The 20,400-nt window shown below is 43.8% G+C and carries 19 protein-coding genes and 1 other RNA gene; 6 read left to right on the forward strand and 14 right to left on the reverse strand.

The window, feature by feature from the left end:
• Positions 1–95: 95 nt before the first annotated feature.
• Entirely contained in the window at positions 96–797 is a 702-nt protein-coding gene (dsbC, locus tag PSI14_RS07145) for a bifunctional protein-disulfide isomerase/oxidoreductase DsbC (protein ID WP_273575241.1), read from the reverse strand.
• Between the two features lie 33 nt (positions 798–830).
• Positions 831–1,757, reverse strand: coding sequence for a site-specific tyrosine recombinase XerD (xerD, locus tag PSI14_RS07150; protein WP_273575242.1), 927 nt, complete (start codon positions 1,755–1,757; stop codon positions 831–833).
• Positions 1,758–1,871: 114 nt separating this feature from the next.
• On the opposite strand from xerD, the gene fldB reads away from it, so the two are divergent.
• Positions 1,872–2,390: a flavodoxin FldB gene (gene fldB / locus PSI14_RS07155; RefSeq protein WP_273575383.1), complete on the forward strand. Its 519-nt coding sequence runs from the start codon at positions 1,872–1,874 to the stop codon at positions 2,388–2,390.
• A 35-nt stretch (positions 2,391–2,425) separates the two neighbouring features.
• Here fldB and PSI14_RS07160 read toward each other — a convergent pair whose 3' ends face one another.
• From PSI14_RS07160 to PSI14_RS07170, 3 genes are all read right to left on the reverse strand, one after another.
• Entirely contained in the window at positions 2,426–2,866 is a 441-nt protein-coding gene (locus tag PSI14_RS07160) for a protein YgfX (RefSeq protein ID WP_273575243.1), read from the reverse strand.
• A complete protein-coding gene (sdhE, locus tag PSI14_RS07165; RefSeq protein ID WP_273575244.1) occupies positions 2,847–3,113 on the reverse strand; it encodes an FAD assembly factor SdhE in 267 nt (88 codons plus the stop codon). The genes PSI14_RS07160 and sdhE overlap by 20 nt, the downstream gene beginning before the upstream one ends.
• Positions 3,114–3,255: 142 nt before the next feature.
• Positions 3,256–3,390, reverse strand: a complete 135-nt coding sequence (locus PSI14_RS07170) for a hypothetical protein (protein ID WP_273575245.1) — start codon at positions 3,388–3,390, stop codon at positions 3,256–3,258.
• Positions 3,391–3,468: 78 nt separating this feature from the next.
• Here PSI14_RS07170 and ygfZ point away from each other — a divergent pair, with 78 nt between their 5' ends.
• Both ygfZ and PSI14_RS07180 read left to right on the forward strand, forming a co-directional pair.
• Positions 3,469–4,470 carry a tRNA-modifying protein YgfZ gene (gene ygfZ, locus PSI14_RS07175; protein ID WP_273575246.1) on the forward strand — a complete coding sequence of 334 codons (1,002 nt, stop codon included), beginning with the start codon at positions 3,469–3,471 and terminating at the stop codon, positions 4,468–4,470.
• Positions 4,471–4,486: 16 nt separating this feature from the next.
• Complete coding sequence (locus PSI14_RS07180) at positions 4,487–5,092, forward strand: HD domain-containing protein (protein ID WP_273575248.1); 606 nt, start codon at positions 4,487–4,489, stop codon at positions 5,090–5,092.
• A gap of 92 nt (positions 5,093–5,184) precedes the next feature.
• Here PSI14_RS07180 and PSI14_RS07185 read toward each other — a convergent pair whose 3' ends face one another.
• The 9 genes from PSI14_RS07185 to PSI14_RS07225 all read right to left on the reverse strand — a co-directional run bounded on the left by PSI14_RS07185 (position 5,185) and on the right by PSI14_RS07225 (position 18,640).
• Positions 5,185–6,735 (reverse strand): acetolactate synthase large subunit, encoded by a 1,551-nt coding sequence (locus tag PSI14_RS07185; protein WP_273575250.1) that lies wholly within the window; start codon positions 6,733–6,735, stop codon positions 5,185–5,187.
• A gap of 337 nt (positions 6,736–7,072) precedes the next feature.
• Complete coding sequence (locus PSI14_RS07190; RefSeq protein WP_273575251.1) at positions 7,073–8,599, reverse strand: MFS transporter; 1,527 nt, start codon at positions 8,597–8,599, stop codon at positions 7,073–7,075.
• Positions 8,600–9,148: 549 nt separating this feature from the next.
• Positions 9,149–12,025: an aminomethyl-transferring glycine dehydrogenase gene (gene gcvP / locus PSI14_RS07195; RefSeq protein WP_273575252.1), complete on the reverse strand. Its 2,877-nt coding sequence runs from the start codon at positions 12,023–12,025 to the stop codon at positions 9,149–9,151.
• A 143-nt stretch (positions 12,026–12,168) separates the two neighbouring features.
• Positions 12,169–12,561: a glycine cleavage system protein GcvH gene (gene gcvH / locus PSI14_RS07200; RefSeq protein WP_273575253.1), complete on the reverse strand. Its 393-nt coding sequence runs from the start codon at positions 12,559–12,561 to the stop codon at positions 12,169–12,171.
• An 87-nt stretch (positions 12,562–12,648) separates the two neighbouring features.
• Positions 12,649–13,746: a glycine cleavage system aminomethyltransferase GcvT gene (gene gcvT / locus PSI14_RS07205; protein ID WP_273575254.1), complete on the reverse strand. Its 1,098-nt coding sequence runs from the start codon at positions 13,744–13,746 to the stop codon at positions 12,649–12,651.
• A 372-nt stretch (positions 13,747–14,118) separates the two neighbouring features.
• A complete protein-coding gene (gene ubiI / locus PSI14_RS07210) occupies positions 14,119–15,351 on the reverse strand; it encodes an FAD-dependent 2-octaprenylphenol hydroxylase (protein ID WP_273575255.1) in 1,233 nt (410 codons plus the stop codon).
• A 13-nt stretch (positions 15,352–15,364) separates the two neighbouring features.
• Positions 15,365–16,555, reverse strand: coding sequence for a 2-octaprenyl-6-methoxyphenyl hydroxylase (ubiH, locus tag PSI14_RS07215; RefSeq protein WP_273575256.1), 1,191 nt, complete (start codon positions 16,553–16,555; stop codon positions 15,365–15,367).
• Between the two features lie 24 nt (positions 16,556–16,579).
• On the reverse strand, positions 16,580–17,896 hold the full coding sequence (gene pepP / locus PSI14_RS07220; RefSeq protein WP_273575257.1) for a Xaa-Pro aminopeptidase: 1,317 nt from the start codon (positions 17,894–17,896) through the stop codon (positions 16,580–16,582).
• Positions 17,897–18,064: 168 nt separating this feature from the next.
• Positions 18,065–18,640 carry a YecA/YgfB family protein gene (locus tag PSI14_RS07225; protein WP_273575259.1) on the reverse strand — a complete coding sequence of 192 codons (576 nt, stop codon included), beginning with the start codon at positions 18,638–18,640 and terminating at the stop codon, positions 18,065–18,067.
• Positions 18,641–19,043: 403 nt separating this feature from the next.
• Between PSI14_RS07225 and zapA the strand changes: the two genes are divergently transcribed.
• The 3 genes from zapA to PSI14_RS07240 all read left to right on the forward strand — a co-directional run bounded on the left by zapA (position 19,044) and on the right by PSI14_RS07240 (position 20,330).
• Positions 19,044–19,349, forward strand: coding sequence for a cell division protein ZapA (gene zapA, locus PSI14_RS07230; protein ID WP_273575260.1), 306 nt, complete (start codon positions 19,044–19,046; stop codon positions 19,347–19,349).
• A 146-nt stretch (positions 19,350–19,495) separates the two neighbouring features.
• Positions 19,496–19,680, forward strand: a non-coding RNA gene (gene ssrS, locus PSI14_RS07235) — 6S RNA.
• A 53-nt stretch (positions 19,681–19,733) separates the two neighbouring features.
• The gene (locus tag PSI14_RS07240; RefSeq protein ID WP_273575262.1) at positions 19,734–20,330 is read left to right on the forward strand and encodes a 5-formyltetrahydrofolate cyclo-ligase; all 597 of its coding nucleotides are present in this window, start codon (positions 19,734–19,736) and stop codon (positions 20,328–20,330) included.
• The last annotated feature ends 70 nt before the right edge of the window (positions 20,331–20,400 follow it).

The following is a 20,400-nucleotide window of genomic DNA, read 5'->3' on the forward strand; positions in this document are numbered from 1 at the left end:
GGTTTTTATTCACTAGATTGTATTCACTAAATTGCATTCACTAAATTGTATTCACTAAATTGCATTCACTGAATGGGATGCATTATCTATTTCAATTAATTGCTATGTTTCTTCAATGTATCCAGCAAATCTTTCGGTTCCGAGTAACCAGGCTGCACATAGCCATCTTTCAGGATAATGGCTGGCGTACCCTGAACGCCAAATTGGCGGCCCAGCTGATATTGTTTCATGATATCAATTTTGCATTCTTTAATTGGAGAGACTTTTTCACCTTTAAAAACAGCGTCCAATGATTTTTTCGGTGTCGCACTGCACCAAATGGACTGCATATCTTTAGCCGATTGATGGTGCTCTCCATGACGAGGAAACGCCAGATAACGAATAGTGATCCCCAGATCGTTATATTTTTGCATGTCCCCATGCAATTTCTGACAATAACCACAAGTGATATCAGTAAAAACAGTGACAACATATTTTTCTTTTGGCGCCTTGTAAATAATCATTTGATTTTTAAAAGATTCCAATTTTTTAACCAAAATCGGATTGCCAATATCTTTCGGTGCTTTGCCACTCACATCATAAAGTCGCCCCATTAACATGTGCTTACCATCATTAGACATGTAAACAACACCATGATCGGTTAAAATTGCACTCACACCTGGAAATTGTGATGGAGTAATGCTTTCTGCGGTTATTTTCAGTTTGGACAATGACTTATTGATAGCACTCTCACCAGCAAAAGCATTGCTGGCAACAGCAGCCAACAGTAATGAAAGGCAAAACGTAATCTTCTTCATGATTTGTTCCTTTATGTTCATCTAACTTTGAAGCTATCCACGGGGATGATGTTGTTGATGAAGCGCCTTAAGACGTTCGGTTGCTACATGAGTGTATATTTGAGTTGTCGAGAGGTCACTATGACCTAATAACATTTGCACAACACGTAAGTCAGCGCCATGATTGAGTAAATGTGTTGCAAAAGCATGCCGTAGCACATGAGGTGACAAGCGTTTAGCGTCAATCCCTGCCAATATGGCATAGTGTTTGATCCGATGCCAGAATGTCTGGCGTGTCATCTGCGTTCCCCGCTTACTGGGAAAGAATACATCAGAGACAGAGCCATTCAATAACCATGGACGCCCATATTCCAGATATTTTTCCAGCCAATAAACAGCCTCTTCTCCCAGAGGAACCAATCTTTCTTTATTTCCTTTACCCACAATTCTGACCACTCCCTGACGTAGGCTTACATCAGACAGGGTCAAGCCAACCAATTCTGAAACTCGTAACCCACAAGCATAAAGCACTTCTAACATAGCTTTATCCCGCAGTTCAATTGGTTGGTCAGTTAAAGGAGCACCAAGCAAATCTTCAACTTGTTTTTCGCTTAAATCCTTGGGCAAACGCTTAGGTAATTTAGGCGCAGATAGTAACGCTGTTGGATCATCTTCCCGCATTCTTTCACGATAAAGATATTGAAACAACCTTCTCATTGCACTCAGTAATCTGGCTGAGCTACTCGCTTTATAACCACCATCCACCCGTTCAGCCAAAAATGATTGTAGTTCTATCGACTGTACTGACAGTAAATCATGGCCATAATGCACTAACCAATTGTTTAAGGCTTGCAAATCAAGCTGATAAGAAGTCAAAGTATTTTCGGCCAGCTCTTTTTCCAGCCATATAGTATCGAGAAATTGCTCTATCAGAGGATTGTCCGATGAATGGTTGTCTGACAGGTTGTGTTCTTTTGGCACAAGCCCTCCTTTCTGTCTGCCTATCTGTGCCTTCCTGTCGGCTATTATGCCTGAAAAAGCAATTATTCTGTTACAATACCGCCCCTGATATTCGAAACTCCCTGATAAATAATGATGAAAATTGGTCTCTTTTACGGTTCCAGTACATGTTATACAGAAATGGTAGCAGAAAAAATACGCGATATACTCGGTGAAGATCTGATCGACATACATAATGTCAAAGATTGTGATCCCCAATTGATGGAAGAATATTCTGTCCTGATCCTCGGTATCCCAACTTGGGATTTCGGGGAGTTGCAGGAAGATTGGCAGGCTATTTGGGATCAGCTTCCCTCGTTGGATCTGGCAGGAAAAATCGTTGCCATGTATGGAATGGGGGATCAAATCGATTATAGTGAATGGTTTCTGGATGCATTGGGAATGCTGTATCACCACTTGCTACCGACAGGTGTACAGTTTATTGGGTTCTGGCCGACAGAAGGTTATGAATTTACCAGCCCGAAACCTTTGTCCGAAGATGGCAAACAATTTGTCGGGCTAGCTCTGGACGATGTAAACCAATTCGAACAAACAGATGAACGTTTAAGCGAATGGTGCATGCAAATATTGGCTGAAATGGAAGCACTGTTTTAACTGTCCATTTTAGCTATCCATTTTAGCTATCCATTTTAGCTATCAGAGTATTGGCGCATTAGTTGATTCAAATGGCGCCACGCCTCAGGTGACATACTATCTGATGCCACCCATAATCGGATTGGCGGTTGATAGCGCATATTTTCTGCCCGACCGTTTTCTGTTCGATTAAAAGCATGGAGCATAACGACCATTCCATAGCGATGGAACCACGGTGGCTGAGTAATGCTCCAAGCCGCTTTTTGCCAATGCACTTTTTTGCCTTTGAACAGTACTAGCCTGCCCTGACATCGCCGGATATTTTTCTGACTCCACATCCAACTGCTTATGATGATGGCAAACAATGGAAGCCAGAAGAGAACACTGTTAATTGACCAGGGAGCCAATAAAGCCGCAATTGCAACTGCACCATGTACGCCCGTGGAAAACAGGCGAGTATGGCGAGATTCCCTTAGTTTATTGTTCCACAGGACCACGGGCTTGGTTTCTGCTTTGGATTAATTTCACCAGATGGTAAAGCTCATCATCTTCCGGTCGTCCATGATTCATGAGCCAATTGAAAAGATCAGGGTCTGGACATTCCAGCAAACGAACAAAAATTCGTTTGTCATTATCATTCAATGAATCATATTCATACTCAAAAAATGGCATGATAGAAATATCCAGTTCACGCATTCCACGACGACATGCCCAGTGAATACGTGCTTTATTATCAATATCCATGTTTAAAAAGCCTCTTTATCATTTTCATTCGTGCCATTGAGACAGCAATATTAAGATCAGGGAAGAATAAGATCGTGACAATTAGATCGCGAAAGATTAACAAGTCACCCGTCGTTTCAAATATGATCACGGTTACAAAATTTCATAGTCGGGCAAGATTATCAACGATTCTGACCTGTTTTTCATCACCAACCGGGGTAGAATCACCAGATATATCGACAAGTTGCGAAGCATATCGCAACAGATTGGTAATAAATGCATCATCTATAAATAACAAGAATAACCCCTTTGCATTAAGCTACTTCTCTTTTACCATTAGTGTTATTTCTCAGATAGTTTACTGGCAGGAGCTGCTATGGCTTACCAAATTCCGTTTTCTGCACAATATCCATCTCCTTCAGCAACACTCCCACTAACTTTAATTTCCCTTGATGATTGGGGAATAGTGACTGCTACTGGGGCTGACGCGGAAAAGTATCTGCAAGGACAAATTACAGCAGATCTTACCTCTTTGAATGATAACCAGCATGTGTTAACCGCACATTGTGATGCCAAAGGCAAAATGTGGAGTAACTTACGGCTGTTTCAACGCGGTGGAGGTTTTGCCTATATTGCACGCCGCTCATTGTTGGAAACGCAATTAACTGAATTAAAAAAATATGCCGTGTTTTCCAAAGTGACGTTTACCAAAGATGAAGAAAGTATCTTGCTTGGTGTAGCCGGTACAGGAAGCCGGGAAGCTCTGGCAACATTCTTCCCAACCCTGCCCGATGCCAAATCCCCCGTTATTCAGCACGAAACTACAACGCTTCTCCACTTTGGGCTTCCCGCTGAACGTTTCCTTTTAGTTACAGACAGAACAACTGCCGTTAAATTAACTGAAGCATTAACCGAAGAGTTCCAGTCGCAGTTGAATGATAGTCAGCAATGGCTGGCACTGGAGGTTGAAGCAGGCTCACCTGTGATTGATGCGGCCAATAGCGCACAATTTATTCCACAAGCGACAAATCTTCAGGCAATCGAAAACAGTATCAGCTTTAAGAAAGGCTGTTATACCGGTCAGGAAATGGTCGCCCGGGCCAAGTATCGTGGGGCAAACAAGCGTGCCATGTATTGGCTGGCAGGTAGTGCCTCGTCTCTGCCTGTCGCTGGTGACGATTTGGAATGGCAATTAGGCGATAAATGGCGTCGGACAGGTTCGGTGCTGGCGGCGGTCAAATTGGTTGATGGTTCAATCTGGGTACAAGTGGTCATGAATAATGATATGGAAATAGAAAGCGTATTCCGTATCCGTGAAGATGAAGGTAGTACTCTTACCATTCAAGTGTTGCCCTATTCATTAGACGAAGAAAAATAATTATTGAGGTTTTTGTATGTCATTAGCTGTACCTCCTGTTAATTTTGGCCCTTTCACCGATATCATTGCGTTTATCATGGAGCTGGATAAGTTAAAATATGTCCATCGCAAAACGAAATTATTGAACAACATGCGCCATGAAAACTCTGCTGAACATAGCTGGCACTTTGCTCTTGCCGTGCTTGGCTTTGCTCCTTATGCCGGGGATGTCAATATTGGTCGCGTCGTGCAAATGGCTTTGATTCATGACATTGTTGAGATCGATGCAGGTGATGTTATCGCGTTCGATCTGGCTGCCCGTGAAGCCATTCACGAACAGGAAGTTAAAGCGGCCAACCGTATTTTTGGGTTATTGCCGGAAACTCAGCGAGATTATTTTCTGGAACTTTGGTACGAATACGAAGATTCCATCACTCCTGAAGCATTATTTGCCAAAACACTCGATAGAATTATGCCGGTATTTATGAACCTGCATAACCAAGGGCAGAGCTGGGTTGAGAACAATATTCGCTTTGAGCAAGTTTACAACCTGCTTCATTTTGTTTCCGAAAGTTACCCTGAGCTATGGGAATATCTGCTGCCACAATTGGAAGCAGCAAAAGAAAAAGGTTGGTTAAAATAATTTTCACCTTGATCTTCTAAACCAAGCTGTCAGATACAGACTCTGACAGCTTCAAATTAACTTTTTAAACGTATTCAAGTAATTAAACATATTCAGTTAATAACCGCCTCTATCAAGCGAGGGCCTTGATGTCGCATGGCAGATAAAAAGGCATCTTCAAATCCCGCGTGTAATTCCACTCGTACCGCCTCAATCCCCATGCCATGCGCCAGAGAAACCCAATCAATTTGTGGATCAGTCAGTTCAATCATTGAGTGAGCTTTTATTCCTTTCTGAGCTGCTCCTACTCGTATCAGTTCATTGTGGAGCACTTTGTATCCTCGGTTTGCCAGAATGACAGTTGTGACATTCAGTTTTTCTCGCGCCTGAGTCCAAAGAGACTGGAGAGTATACATAGCGCTGCCATCCCCCACTAATGTAATGATTTTGCGGTCAGGGCAAACCACCGCAGCACCTATCGATACTGCCATCATACTGCCAATGGCTCCTCCGGTCAGATTCAGATAATCATGCGGCACTGATGATGCTGTAATACCATAATGAGCAAAGCCAGAGCTGACAGATTCATCCGCCAAAATTGCATTTTCTGGCATATGCCGTGCCACTGCCTGCATCACTGCCCGCGCATCCAATGCACCTGAGCGTGAAAATTCCGGGAGACTCAACCTAGCAACCGAAAACGAATCTTTGCCCGCACCAAGAGCTTCAACCAACGCAGACAATGCACTACAGCCATTTTCATGGGAATGGGAAAGTACAGAAAGCATACATCCTTCCGGTGTCAACCAACCAGATTTCTCAGGATAGGCAAAGAAGCTAACAGGGGGTTTAGCTCCGACCAGCACCAGCAAATCAATTCCCCGTAAACTTTCCAATACCTGCTCGGCAAAATAGGGTAACCTTTCCACCACTACCCGACCCGCGCCACGTTGCAAACGAGGAGCAAAAGTATCACACAACAATCTGGCTCCTGTATGTTTTGCTATTCGGCCTGCAAAGATGAGGCCCTCATCTTTGAGTACATTACCTCGCAATAAGATGGCAGGAGATGAGGCATGACGTAATTGCGCTGCCACTCGCTCAATTGTGTGATGTGAAACGTCAATGGGGGATGCGAATGGAAGCGGATTCGCAATATCATCAGCATCATTCCATGCTGTATCTGCTGGCAAGATCAAAGTAGCAATACTACCAGGCGCTCTATTTGCGGCTTGTACAGCCCTTGCTGCATCAGCACCAACATTTCTCGCACTGATGGAGGTATAAACCCAATCTGATACCGGGCGAGCGATACCGATGATATCCGATGCCAATGGCGCATCAATACCGGCATGGGATAAGGCATGATCACCGACGATATTTACAATCGCACTGGATGCCCGACGGGCGTTGTGAAGATTGGCAAGTCCGTTTGATAGGCCGGGTCCAAGATGAAGTAAAGTACAGGCAGGCTTTTCCGCCATTCTGGCATAGCCATCAGCCGCGCCCGTAACAACATTTTCGTGAAGACCAAGTATACATCGCATTTCACTGACGCTATCAAGAGCCGAGACAAAATGCATTTCCGAGGTGCCAGGATTTCCGAAACAGACCGTTACGCCGCTGGCGATTAACGATCTCAATAGACTTTCCGCGCCATTCATAAACGCCTCCTTCTATTATTTTTGTACCAACCGGTCGTCAATGAAAAACCGGTTTTGGGATGACTCCCGTTTCGTTCTATATGGTGGCGGTTTCTTTCTGATTTGGCATTCCTATTCATGGATGCCGATAGATCATTTATTGATTTATTTTTAGATTAACTCATTTCAGATATAAATATCAAAAACAATAAAAATACAGATAAAAAGAGAGATTCCAAATTAATAATATCAATTTTATTGGAATTAAATTTCACTAATAATTTTATTTTAAGATATGGAAATAGGCACTTAAAAAACGTGCCTATATTTCATCAAAATATCTATCAGATTATTAAGGTTAAATTATATTTGTTTTTTCAGATTTTCTAATTAAATGCCAAGCAACTAAAGCGACAATTCCGGTCAATACTGCCGTTAACCAACTTGTCATATAAATGGCATTGGTAAAAGAGTACTTCGCTGCATCCACCAGTAGCTGCTTTTCTATGCCAGTCAATGAATCAGCGACTGCATAAGTACCAGCCAGTGTTTCCAGTGCCAATCTGGCCTGCTCTTGAGAAATTTCATCAGGCAATTTCAGGTTCAGTTGATAAAAAGCGGTCAATAATCCACCGATTATAGTTGTTCCAAAAACAACACCAACTTCATATGCTGTTTCGCTGATGGCTGAAGCTGCGCCGGCTTTCGAAGAGGGAACGGCTGAAAGTATCAAGTCATTGGAAACAGAAGCAATCGCCCCTACACCTATACACAACAATGCAAAAGTGATAATGATGGAAATCAGATCACTGCCGACACAAGCTATTAAGAAAAATGCCAATCCTGCTAAAGCGAGCAAAATAGACATAAGCCAATGTGCTGATATTCTTTGAGCGACGGGGACTATTGCCATTCCGACAATAATTGCCATAATTTGTCCCGGCATCAATGCAAAGCTAGCGAATAGCGGTTCCATATTTAACACTATTTGCAGAAACTGAGTGGCAAAAAAGACAAAACCGACCAATAACCCCAAACTCAATAAATTCACCATCACCGAACCCGCAAATACGCCATTACGGAACAAGGAAATATCCAGCAGCGGCACGGGTAATTCCCGCTGTCTGCGTATAAAATATCCTCCCGTAATCAAACCTATAATTAATGCAACAATGACACCGATTTCAAATCCATCACTAGCAATATGCTTAATAGCATATACAATGCTTGCCATCGCGATAATTGATAATAAGACACTATAACCGTCAATAAATTTGGTCTGTTTTTGGTCAGATGCAGGTAATAAAATGGGGCCAAAAATCAATAAAGGGATCAATACAGGAACAGCCAACAAGAAAATAGAATTCCAGTCGAAATATTGCAATAAAACGCCGCCAATAACAGGCCCCAGAGCCGAACCAACGGTTAGAGTTGTTGCCCAAATAGCAACAGCAATACGACGCTGTTCACGATCTTCAAAAAGACAACTAATCAAAGCCAGCGTTGATGGCATCAGCATCGCACCAAAAAAACCAAGAGCTGCGCGGCCAACAATTAATTGTTCTGGCGATGCAGATAATGCGGTTAAAACTGAAACAACGGTGAATCCCAACGATCCTAATAGCAATAACTTACGGTGTCCGACTCGATCCCCAATGCTCCCCATAGAAACCAACAATCCTGCCAGCACCAAAGAATAAGCATCTATTATCCATAATTGCCGATTGGCACTCGGAGCCAAGGTTCTGGCTATTTTGGGCAAGGCAAACCCCAAAATAGTATTGTCCACAGTAACTAATAAAACAGGCAACATTAATACCAACAATCCAAACCAATTGCGCATCCCAGCTGGTTTATTCGAACTGATTTTCTTATAAAATGACATTACCGATTAACTCCTACGGTCATAATTCAAGTATGGAAAAAGCGCGCCACAAATTAGCCAAAGCCAATGTTGCCTTTACCCTATTTTTTAAATTTTAATGGGATTATTTAAGAAATAATGTAAGTTATGAAATCACTAAACAATAATTGTGTGTTATTAATAAAAACACAGGGAATTATGTTTACGATTAAAGGGAGGGTTAACTTTAGCTAACTATAGAAATAATAAAACTCCATCCAGACCGGTACGCTGGTGGAGGTTGTTTGAGAAATAAATGTACGTGAAATTTGAAGCATCGTCATAGTAAGAATGTCCGATATTGTATCTAACGACCAGAGTGAAGGTAACAAAAAGCAAAATTGGATATTAGGTTATTCTTCCTTGGCTGCCTATGAAATCGTAGTCGCTATATTACGCCTTTTCCATATACTAAAAAATACTTTGAAGAAAAAGTCGCTAGCGTGTTGTGAAAACACTTTCGATATATTCACTAATGATAAACCCCCGTCCTGCTGGACGAAGGTTTAATCGCATATTTATAAATCGCCATTAACGATAATCGTCAATCGGCGCACAAGAGCAATGTAAATTGCGGTCACCGTAGACATCATCGAGACGTTTAACTGTCGGCCAGTATTTATTGGCTTTGGTTTCCACGGTTGGGAAAACGGCAATTTCACGGCTGTATGCGTGATTCCAATCAGAAATCAATTCAGTCTGGATGTGTGGTGCGTTGACCAATGGGTTATCTTCCAAAGGCCATTCTCCTCTTGCCACTTTGCTGATTTCTTCCCGAATTGCCAGCATTGCGTCAATGAAGCGATCAATTTCAACTTTACTTTCTGATTCCGTTGGCTCAACCATCAAAGTTCCCGCAACTGGGAATGACATGGTTGGAGCATGGAAACCGTAGTCAATCAAACGCTTGGCGATATCCATTTCACTGATACCGAACTCTTCTTTCAATGGGCGAATGTCCAGAATACATTCGTGGGCAACATATCCATCACGTCCGGTATAGAGGATCTCATAGGCTCCTTTCAGGCGGGATGCGATGTAATTTGCATTCAAGATCGCAACTTGGCTGGCTTGTTTCAACCCTTTTGCTCCCATCATGCGAATATACATCCAACTAATTGGCAGAATGGATGCACTGCCAAATGGCGCTGCGGATACTGCACCTAATGTAGTGACTCCATCCATTTCTACCACTGAATGACCCGGCACAAATGGGGCAAGATGTTTTTTCACGCCAATCGGCCCCATGCCTGGGCCACCGCCGCCATGTGGGATACAGAAGGTTTTATGCAGGTTCAAGTGTGAAACATCTGCGCCAATAAAACCCGGTGTGGTAATCCCCACTTGAGCGTTCATGTTCGCGCCATCAAGGTAAACCTGACCGCCATTTTGATGAATGACATCGCAGATTTCACGGATGGTTTCTTCATATACACCGTGAGTTGAGGGGTAAGTCACCATGATACAAGCAAGATCGTTGCTGTGCTTTTCCGCTTTTTCGCGCAAATCAACCAGATCGATGTTGCCTTCTTTATCACAGTTCACAACAACAACGGCCATGCCCGCCATATGCGCAGAGGCAGGATTTGTACCGTGAGCCGAGCTTGGGATCAGGCAAACATGGCGGTGTTGCTCCCCGCGGCTGATGTAATAGCGGCGAATTGCCAGCAGACCAGCATATTCCCCTTGTGCACCGGAGTTGGGCTGCATGCAAAATGCATCATATCCGGTCAACAGTACCAACCAATGGGAAAGCTGGCTGATCAGCTGATGATAACCCTCCGCTTGCTCTGCTGGGCAGAAAGGGTGCATATCGGTAAATTCAGGCCATGTAATCGGTGTGATTTCCGCTGCTGCATTCAGTTTCATGGTACATGAACCCAGCGGAATCATGGCTTGATTCAGCGCCAGATCTTTACGCTCCAGACTATGCATATATCGCATCATGTCGGTTTCACTGTGGTAACGACGGAAGTTGTCATGTGTCAAAATTTCGTCATTACGCAGCATGGAGGCAGGAATGGATTGGCTGTCTGCCGCTATTTCAAGATCAAGAGCTTTGATATCCAGTATTGAGTCAGAACCCGTAATCACTTGAAACAAGGTTATCAAGTCATCACGGCTGGTTTTTTCACTCAATGATACCCCAACAGCACCAAGAATATCGGTACGCAGGTTAATGTGCGCTTTTTCCGCTCTTGCCAGTATCTGGGCCTTATCCGATACGTCAATGGTCAACGTATCAAACCATGTTTTATGACGCAGTGTGACACCCGCTTTTTGCAAGCCAGCAGCCAGAATATCTGTCAATCGATGGATACGGCCAGCAATGCGCTTCAGACCTTCTGAACCGTGGTAAACGGCATACATTCCTGCAATGTTCGCCAGCAAAACTTGAGAAGTACAGATATTGGAGTTCGCTTTTTCACGGCGAATATGCTGCTCACGTGTTTGCATCGCCATGCGCAGCGCCCTGTTACCTGCTGCATCACGGGAAACACCGATAATACGACCCGGCATGGAACGCCTGGATTCATCACGGCAGGCAAAGAAAGCGGCATGAGGGCCACCGTATCCCATCGGCACACCAAAACGCTGTGCAGAACCAAATACAATGTCAGCACCTTGTTTACCCGGCGCGGTCAATATGACCAGTGCCATAAAGTCCGCAGCAACACTGACGATGATTTTACGTTCTTTCAGTTTTGCAATAAGGTCACTGTAATCGTGAACTTCGCCCGTTGTTCCCACTTGTTGCAGCAGGGCACCAAAGATCCCTTCCAGTTCCAGTACTTTTTCTGCTTTATCAACAATGACTTCAAATCCAAATGTTTCAGCACGGGTACGCACAACATCCAACGTCTGTGGATGAATGTCATCTGCCACAAAGAAACGCTCAGCACCTTTCAGCTTGCTGATCCGTTTTGCCATTGCCATGGCTTCTGCCGCTGCCGTTGCTTCATCCAGTAATGAAGCAGAAGCAAGATCCAATCCCGTCAGGTCAATGGTAACTTGCTGAAAATTCAGCAAAGCTTCTAATCGGCCTTGAGAAACTTCTGGTTGGTAGGGGGTATATGCAGTATACCAGCCAGGGTTTTCCAGCAAATTACGCAAAATGACAGGGGGAAGTATTGAGGGTGTGTATCCCATGCCGATATACGATTGATAGCGTTGGTTCTGGCTCGCCATCGCTTTCAATTCAGCCAATGCCTGCTGTTCAGTTGCGCCTTCACCAACCGCAGGAGGCTCTGATAATGCGATATCACGGGGAACGATCTTATTGGTCAGATCATCAAGAGAATTTGCGCCTACTATTGCCAGCATTTCTGTTTGCTGTTCAGCAGAAGAACCAATGTGGCGACGAATGAATTCACCTTGATTTTCAAGTTGGATTAATGTCTGAGTCATTGATGATAATTTCCTGAAACTAACTATGCCTTTATCTTGCAAGTTACAGCGTTATGTTCTGTTACTTGAAATTTGTCGGCTATAAAAAACGGCATATAAAAAAACGCCCCATATCACATTGTGAATGGGGCGCTCAAATACAGTTACTCGTTTTCTTCCAAGAGTGACTGATAACCTTCAGCATCAAGCAAATTAGCGAGTTCACTCTCATCAGTTATTTTGATGCGGAACAGCCAACCTTCGTTATAGGGTTCACTGTTCACTAATTCGGGAGAACCTTCCAGCTCAGGGTTAACAGCGATAATCTTACCGCTCAGTGGCGCGTAAATATCAGATGCCGCTTTGACTGATTCTACAACGGCACAATCATCACCACTATTTACCGCTGTGCCTATTTCAGGCAAATCAACAAATACCATATCTCCCAATAATTGCTGGGCATGTTCGGTAATACCTATGGTGTATTCACCATCACCTTCCGAACGAACCCATTCATGTGATTCTGTATATTTTAATTCTGCTGGTACATGACTCATAGTTGCCATCTCCTTGTTTTTTGTTCATTGAGCAAAATGTTACAACAACTAAAACATTACAATAATCAAAGCATTACAACCAAAAAATTACTCTACGAGCGATTTACCCATCCGCACAAAGCCCGGTTTAACAACCTGAACGGGAATTTCACGATTACGGATCTGGACAACCGCCTGTTCACCAATACCTTGCGGTACACGTGCAAGAGCGATGCTAAATCCTAAGGTTGGGGAGAATGTTCCACTGCTAATAATTCCGGAGCGCATTTCGCCTGAATCATTAGTGAAGCTGACCGTTAAACCGCCACGCAATACTCCTTTTTCACGCATGACCAATCCAACCAATTGTTCAGTGCCTGTTTCACGTTGCTTCTCCAATGCTTCACGGCCAATGAACTGACGATCTTCCGGTTTCCAAGCTACTGTCCATCCCATGTTGGCTGCCAGTGGTGAAATGGTTTCATCCATTTCTTGACCATAAAGATTCATACCTGCTTCGAGACGCAATGTGTCACGTGCCCCCAATCCAGCGGGCTTCACGCCGACTACCAACAACTGTTGCCAGAAATCTGCCGCTTGTTCTTTAGGCAATGCGATTTCATAACCTGCTTCACCGGTATAACCCGTCGTTGCGATAAATAGATTTCCCGACTGAACGCCAAAGAAAGGTTTCATCCCGATTACTGCTTGCTTCTGTTCATCACTTAACAACGATTGAACTTTAGCTTGCGCGTTTGGCCCCTGAACAGCAATCAGAGCCAAATCATCACGCACGGTAATCTCAACGTCATATTTCCCAGCATGTTGGTTAATCCATGCTAAGTCTTTCTCACGGGTCGCCGAGTTAACAACCATACGATAAAAGTTATTGGTGAAGAAGTAGACAATCAGATCATCAATGACACCGCCAGAAGCGTTTAACATTCCGGTATAAAGTGCCTTGCCCTGCTCGGTCAGCTTGGCAATGTCATTGGCCAGAAGGTAACGGAGAAAATCACGGCAACCAGTACCGTGTAGATCCACAATTGTCATGTGGGAAACGTCGAACATACCGGCATCAGTACGCACTGTATGATGCTCGTCGATTTGTGAGCCATAGTGCAGAGGCATCATCCAGCCATGAAAATCGACCATGCGTGCTCCGCATGCCAGATGTTGATCATATAGTGGGGTGTGTTTTGACATTATTTCCCTCTTTCCATTCTTGACATGAAAACATTCGTGACCTGAAAAAACATACGGCGTATTAACCGACAGGTGTTGGATCATGAAGCAAAGAAGCGGTTAATAACGCAAACGATACCTTGGGATCAGAAGTTATCACTGAAACAGGAAATGAACCATAAAATAAATTAGCTACGCTGTAGTGATAATCCTGAAAACCACTCACTATCATGCGGAATTTTTATCTAATTTATTGTGTCATAACACTCAAAATTTTTAATAAACAGCCAGAAACAATATTTTTAGGTTAAAAAAAGACTAAAGTGTGAAGCAAATCCACTTAACACACTTTAGATCAACATTAGAAAAACTAATTATAAATAATGAGCTGAATTAGATTTTTTCAACTGAAGAGGTTTGAGACATTAGCCAATCAGGGAGATCATTGAGTCCCATTGCATGGCGAAGCAACTGCGGTTTCATTCCTGGTAAGTGATCAGCCAGTGTTAATCCAATTCCACGCAATAATTTTTTAGCTGGATTATTGCCATCAAATAGCTGGCGGAAACTCTGCATACCCGCGAGCATAACCGCAGCACTGTGTTTGCGGCGACGTTCATAGCGCCCCAGATAGAGATACTGACCGATATCTTTTCCTTGTTGGTTCAAGCGACTCAATTCACCGATCAGTTCTGCCACATCCATAAACCCTAGATTGACGCCCTGACCAGCCAGTGGGTGGATAGTGTGTGCCGCATCACCCAATAGTGCCAATCGATGAGCAGCAAAATTGCGGGCATAACGCCCTATCAATGGAATGGTTTGTCGATCACTGATCAGTTCACATTGACCAAGACGCATATCAAATGCCACGCTCAGTTGCCGATTAAACAGTTCCGGCTCCATAGATTTACGCTGTTGTGCAGATCCAGCCGGTAATGACCAAACAATCGAACATAGGTGAGGATCTGGCAGTGGCAAGAAAGCCAGTATTCCATCACCATGGAAAACCTGCCGCGCAACATTGTCATGCGGTTCCTCAGTACGAATTGTCGCCACCAGCGCATGGTGTTCATAATCCCAGAAAGTCAGCGGAATATCTGCATGTTGGCGCAACCAAGAATGAGCGCCGTCTGCACCAATGACTAAACGTGAAGTCAGCATTCTTTCATCAGATAAAGTAATGAAGGCTTCGTTTTCTCCCCAAGCAACATTCTTAAGAGAGGATGGAGTAAAAATCATCACGTTTGGCAGACTTTCCGCACGTTGCCAGAGCGCTTGTCGGATTACATGGTTTTCGATGATATGGCCCAAGTGTGTCAGGCCATTTTCTGCCACATTGAACTGAATACGCCCGAAACTATCCTGATCCCAAACTTCCATGCCCTGATAAGGTCTGGCTCGCATCGCGAGGATATCCTGCCAGACACCAAGGTGGGTTAGTAATCGTTCGCTGGCTGCATTGATGGCTGAAACCCGCAACGCATATTCATCATTGGCATCAAATGGCTTTATCGGTGGGTATTCTTCTACAATCGCGATGCGCAAACCGCTACCTTGCAAACCACAGGCCAGCGCAAGGCCAACCATTCCGCCCCCTGCGATCACCACATCAAATGATTGCATTTTTTCTTTCCTCTTAATCTGCCAATGGTGACTGTGCAACCCAACCCAATGTCCGACAGGCAAATAAATCCCGCATTGGTGGTAATATTTCCATCGTCATTAAGCCTAAATTACGCCCAATTCTTAACGGTAAATAGTCATTGGCAAATAACCTGACCAATCCATCTGTGATTTCAATGGTGGTTTCACGATCTGCCTGACGCTGTTGCTGATATTGTGCCAGTACCTTATAGGAACCAATGTCTTGCCCTGAAGTAACCGCTGCTGAAATAACCTGTGCCAGAGCCATAACATCACGCATCCCAAGGTTAAAACCCTGCCCAGCGATAGGGTGCAAAGTTTGGGATGCATTGCCTACCAAGGCCAGACGGTGGCTAACTTGCCTACTGGCTGTCGACAAAGCTAATGGATAGCTGTGTCGTTGGCCGGTTTCCAGCATTTTCCCCAAACGCCAGCCAAATGCTTTTTGCAGATGTTGGCGGAATTCGTTTTGGTTCCAGTTATTGATTTCTGACTGTTTTTCCAGTGGGTGACACCATACCAGCGAACTACGTCCCTCGGACATAGGTAACAGCGCCAATGGGCCATGTTTGGTAAAACGCTCGAATGCCCTTCCTTGAGGATGTTCAGAAGTCAGTACATTGGCAATAATTGCTGTCTGCTCATAAGATTGCCGCTGAAATGGTATATTGCACGCTTGAGCTATTGCAGAGTGGCTACCATCCGCAGCCACCAACAGTTCTCCTGTTAATTTTTCACCATTATCCAGCGTAACCACCACAGAACTTTCCAAACGGTCAACGGAACTCACTCTGGCCGGACAGTGAAGTTTAATATTTGGAGACTGTTTTAATAAATCAAAAAGATGGATTCCAGCATCATGCAATTCAATCACATTGCCTAATGCCGGTATATCATAATCACCAGCGCTGATATTGACGAAACCGCTATTACCACGGTCGCTGACATGAACGTGAGTTATTGGGGTAACACAATGTTGTAGCGCAGGCCAGATACCAATCTGATTCAAGCGCTGACATGTCCCATAAGCCAAAGCAATAGCCCTTGCATCAAAACCGGGATGTTCCTGAGTGGGTTCTGCTGCTTCAATCAGGGAGACTTGCAATTGCCCCCGACTCAGCGAAGCAATAGCCAGAGCCAATGTAGCTCCCGTCATTCCTCCGCCCACAATAATCACGTTCATTATAGCTTCCTGATTACTTTTATCTTAATTGTGCTTTGCCTGTGCCATCAGAGCTTCTATCTCATCCGGATCTTTCACGACAAATTCAGTCAGGTTTTCATTTCCTGTTTCCGTTATCACAATGTCATCTTCAATACGGATACCGATACCACGGTATTCCTGCGGGACATCCGCATCCAGTGCAATATAAAGCCCAGGCTCTACAGTCAGCACCATACCGGGTTCCAGGATGCGATTACGATCAACACCGTAATCGCCGACATCATGCACATCCAGCCCCAGCCAGTGACTCAAACCATGCATGAAAAATTGGCGGTAAGCATTGGTTTCGATCAATTGTTCGACTTCGCCATGCATAATTCCCAATTTAACTAATCCCTCCACCATGACGCGTACAACTTGCTCCGTAACCTTGTTTATGCTAGTACCCGGTCTGTACAGTTCAAGGGAAAGATTGATGGCTTCCAGCACAATGTCATAGATTTCACGTTGAGGGCGCGTAAACTTACCATTTACCGGGAATGTCCGCGTAATATCACCAGCATATCCCTCATATTCACAACCCGCATCAATCAACACTAAATCGCCGTCTTTCATGCGACGCTCATTTTCAGTGTAATGCAGGATACAAGCGTTTTCTCCCGCCCCAATGATGGTGTTATAAGCAGGGTAACGGGCACCCTGACGGGTAAATTCATAGTGAATTTCGGCTTCAAGCTGGTATTCAAACATGTCAGGACAGCAAACCTGCATCGCTCTGGTATGCGCCTGGGCACTGATTTCCCCAGCTTTACGCATGATTTCCAATTCTGTTTTTGATTTGAACAGACGCATTTCATGCACCCACGGACGCCAATCTGCCATAACCATTGGTGCACTGAAATTACGGCGGCCGTTTTTGCGCAATTTATCCAAAGCATCAAATACGATTTTATCAGCGTACTCAAATTCTCCTTGAGCGTGATAAATCACTTCCAAGCCATTCAGCAACAAATAAAGTTGTTCATTGATATCATCGAATGGCAGGGCGCGATCCACCCCCAATTTTTCCGGTGCAACTTCTTGACCAAGGCGACGACCAGACCAAATTTCCGCGGTTAAATCACGAACTCGATTAAACAACACGCTATGATTGTGGGTTTCATTGCTTTTGATCAGTATCAGAACGGCTTCCGGCTCATTGAACCCTGTCAGATAAAAAAAATCACTGTGCTGACGGTAGGGATATTCACTATCTGAATTACGTGTCGCAGGCGAGGCTGAAAAAATAATAGCAGCACTGGCCGGTGCCATTTTTGACAATAATGCCTGACGACGGGATAAATACTCTTGCTTAGTCATACCCTCTCCTGCAATTCCATTGTTGATTATTATGCTCTTTATCTTTCAAATCGCTGTTTGGTTAGTCGTATTAACTCCCCCTCCCTGATCATACAATCAGCTACGTCTCTGAGGATTCCTTTCAGCCATTACACTACAATTTGAAATCTATTGGATAAATATCGCCAATCAGTGCAACGTTGGCTTTTCGTTTTTTACATTGCCTGCTGTTTTAGGTGTCACTAACGCGATATAGCAGAGTTGAACTGCAACACGAATATATTCCAGTATTTCTTCAAGGGCTTGAGATAATTCTTCCTGATCTTCACTTTCGTCATAGCCCAACATGCCGATATTACGTAAATCGGTGATAATTTCCTTAATTTCCGGCCTTTCTGTTAATTTGGGATTCGCTACTCCCAACCCCAACAGAAAGTGATTCACCCATCCCGCCAACGCATCTGCGCATTCAAAAATCCCGGCTTCGTCATCAGGAAGTAACAGATGAAACGAGAAATTACTGTTATCCAGTGATTCAAACGTCGTTTCATACAATTCCCTGAGTGGCTGAGCCAAAACCTGAGAAAATGCCAAACCATCATTAGTGAGATCATGCACCAATGTCTGCCAACTACTATCATGACTTCCACCACATAGTAATCCACTGATTAAGCCATGCATTTCTGCTGCTGTCAGCGCAACGGACTGTTGATGCAAAATTTCATCAAATGACTGATAATTAGGTAATGAGTTTTGTATAGACATGTATATTGATCATCGTTGGCGATATAAGTTCATGCTATGCTACCATCAAGGGGAGTCGCTATACCAGACAGCACACACCGATATATCCCCAATAGATTTCGAGTTGCAGCGTGAGGGCAAGGACATCCATCCCCAGAGATATAGATCATTTTGTATCTATAACTAACTGACTGGGATGAATGAACATTGCCCAAAAGCAGCGGCTTGAAAGATAAAGGGAAGAAAAAGGGAAGCTTTTGGTATTGTACGGTAATGATTGGTGTCGGCCTTGTTTTTATACCAAAATGTATTTATGCCCAATAGATTTCAAATTGCAGCTCCGCCAAATAAAGCCGCAATTTGAAAGATAAGGGGTATATGTCAAAAACAAGGTGTCGGCACAGTAATAAATCAGGAAGGTGTCATGTCTGCACAGCCAGTAGATATTCAGATTTTTGGGCGGTCATTACGTGTCAATTGTCCTCCAGAGCAGATTGAAGCATTGCAAGCTGCTGCTGAGGAACTTGATCAGCGTTTGCATAACCTCAAAGAACGCACCAGAGTAACTAACACTGAGCAACTGGTTTTTATTGTGGCACTGAATGTTTGTCACGAGTTGGCACAGGAGAAGATGAAAACCCGTGATTATGCCTACAATATGGAACAAAAAATAAGAATGCTCCAGCAGTCCATTGAAAAAGCACTGTTAGAACAAGGTAAAATTACCTGATACTCCGACCCATCAACTGAATTTTGTTGATAAATCAGGCAGTAGTCACTAGAGATTAATATAAGCAGTTGCTTTCTTCATTTAGTTCCATACAATAGGCTTCATAACGTTGCTTAGAGTCTATTTAGGTAGTTAAGCAGCAAAAAATTTCTCTGAGGTGTTCGTGAGCAGGTAAGTCCCCTGAGCCGATATTTTATATCCATAGAATGTAGTGCTCTGTTTCTTGTGAGCATGCTTGGCCTAGACCAAGAAGCCTAATAGAAACGACTCTGCGTTCACCTTGAACCAAGGGTTCAAGGGTTACCACCTGCAACGGCATCTTGGAGAACCCCACATTTTTATCTGTTTTGTATCCTTTTCTGCATTAATTAATAGGCAGGTATCATGCAATCAGATTCTTTCTTTTCTCTCCGTAAATCCATTAGAAAAAAAGTTCGCCAATTACGTCAAAGCCTATCTCCTGAACAACAATCACAGTTTGCCCAGCAAGCCGTTAAACAGGTCATGGCTCACCCTAAGATCCAGCAAGCAGATAAAATCGCCCTCTATCTCTCCTTTGATGGGGAATTAGATACACGGCCGCTGATTCAACAACTTTGGCAACAAAATAAACAGGTCTATTTGCCAATCTTGCATCCCTTCAGCCGGAATCACCTGCTGTTTCTTCGTTATTGCGCCGATACCCCCCTTATTCGGAACCGCTTTAATATAGAAGAGCCTCAATTGGATGTCCGACAGGTTTTACCCATCTCTGAACTGAATGTCATGCTTATTCCACTTGTCGCTTTCGATTATACAGGGCAACGTTTAGGTATGGGGGGGGGATTCTACGATAGAACCCTCGCAAGATGGCAACAACAGAATTTTTATCCTATTGGGTTAGCTCACAATTTTCAGTTAGTTGAGAAATTACCCAGTGCGAGTTGGGATATCCCTCTGCCAGAAATTATTACACCAGAAAAAGTATGGCGATGGGTATAAATCTCTAAATGATTAATAGGGGCTATTGTATTTTCAATAGCCCCTTTTCTAATGAATCTCGTTTTAATCA

Source organism: Xenorhabdus anantnagensis (assembly GCF_028598555.1).
Taxonomy (GTDB): domain Bacteria; phylum Pseudomonadota; class Gammaproteobacteria; order Enterobacterales; family Enterobacteriaceae; genus Xenorhabdus; species Xenorhabdus anantnagensis.